Source organism: [Clostridium] clostridioforme AGR2157, from assembly GCF_000424325.1.
Classification (GTDB): domain Bacteria; phylum Bacillota; class Clostridia; order Lachnospirales; family Lachnospiraceae; genus Enterocloster; species Enterocloster clostridioformis_A.
The window spans coordinates 1-1,313 of record NZ_AUJR01000133.1; the positions used below are offsets into that span (position 1 = coordinate 1).

Genomic DNA, 1,313 nt, shown 5'->3' on the forward strand with positions numbered 1-1,313 from the left:
CCAAAGAAAGCGCCGCCAAAAGAAGGATCATGGCAATGGATCATCTTGTTAATGTTATCCAAAACATTTTTGCCAGGGCGGAGCACATATTGGATGTATCTGTTCTGCTTAATATACTGATAGTAAGGCAAGTAACAGGAGGAAAATGTATATGCAAATAACGGATTATATAAAACCGGAATTAATCGTGGTAGCTCTTGTGCTGTATTTTGTGGGCATGTGGATTAAGCAGAGTGAGGCGGTGAAGGACAGATATATCCCATTGATCAACGGGGGCCTGGGAATTGTCATATGCGGGATTTATGTGCTTGCCACAAGTGCATGCCGGTCCGGGCAGGAAATTTTAATGGCAATATTCACCGCCATAACCCAGGGAATCCTGTTGGCAGGGCTGAGCACGTATGTCAATCAAATTATAAAGCAGATAGGCAAGGAGGAATAGAATGTAATATATTTGTTCTGAATTTGTTTTAAGATATGTGGACCTGCAATGAATGCGGTATGTTTGAATAAGATATTGCAAAAGGATGCGGGTATTAATATAACAACAGAGCAGTATATTATCACATTTTTTGGTATTGATACAAAATATTACACAAACGACTTTGTGGGAAGATGCTGGGAACTGGCTGCGGACGAGGAGTATGGCTCCACAGGAATCTATGTCACTGGGACAGTGACAACACACAGCTTGATATGCGGTGAGATACGCGGTTGCCAAATGGGGAAAATAGGGCATTGTGTCTCGGCTGTCAGGAACCCGGTGGAGGTGGCTGATAGTGGAACATATAAGAAGTCGCTCATAAATGTCAGGAGGCGTCAGATATTGTTTGAATCTGGAGCCTCATCCACGGATGGACAAGGTGTGGGAGGCAAGGTGCAGGCGGGGAGGGTTAGGCAGAACATAGGTCAAAAATAGCCTGTAAAAAGGGAGGAGCCGGTCAGGATTTCTCCTACCGGCTGTATTATGAAAAAAGTCTGATTATCAATATCAATCAGTGACAGGATATTAAAAAGGAACTTAAGAAGGAACCTAATCGGTTCCTGTCATGACCTCTTTCATTTGTTGGGTTACGGGACGATATCCGTCGTTTCTGAAAAGACCATTGAATATGCTGTCGCCTAATGCGAATATAAGGAGGATAACCGCAAGGATGATGAGTGCCTTGGTGAAGAATTTCATTTTAATACCTCCTGTGGTGTAATTGATAGACCATTTACTAGTATAACTCGATTTTAATAAGTTTACATTATTATCCTGAAATGGTATAATACTTATAGACCATTTCAGGAGGTAAAATGATGCCAAAGAG

At 42.0% G+C, this 1,313-nt stretch carries 3 protein-coding genes; 2 read left to right on the forward strand and 1 reads right to left on the reverse strand.

From position 1 onward, the window contains the following. Positions 1-151: 151 nt before the first annotated feature. Together G614_RS0124035 and G614_RS28985 are read left to right on the forward strand one after the other, a co-directional pair. Positions 152-442: a phage holin family protein gene (locus tag G614_RS0124035; protein WP_027643892.1), complete on the forward strand. Its 291-nt coding sequence runs from the start codon at positions 152-154 to the stop codon at positions 440-442. 63 nt (positions 443-505) lie between these two features. Further along, positions 506-919: a hypothetical protein gene (locus G614_RS28985; protein ID WP_242828211.1), complete on the forward strand. Its 414-nt coding sequence runs from the start codon at positions 506-508 to the stop codon at positions 917-919. A gap of 114 nt (positions 920-1,033) precedes the next feature. On the opposite strand, the gene G614_RS32100 is transcribed toward G614_RS28985, so the two are convergent. Next, the gene (locus G614_RS32100) at positions 1,034-1,183 is read right to left on the reverse strand and encodes a hypothetical protein (RefSeq protein ID WP_166430231.1); all 150 of its coding nucleotides are present in this window, start codon (positions 1,181-1,183) and stop codon (positions 1,034-1,036) included. Positions 1,184-1,313: the final 130 nt, after the last annotated feature.

Bases quoted from the DNA above. Each gene is read 5' to 3' on its own strand.
- G614_RS0124035 (WP_027643892.1), top strand. From the start codon at position 152: ATGCAAATAACGGATTATATAAAACCGGAATTAATCGTGGTAGCTCTT.
- G614_RS32100 (WP_166430231.1), bottom strand. From the start codon at position 1,183: ATGAAATTCTTCACCAAGGCACTCATCATCCTTGCGGTTATCCTCCTT.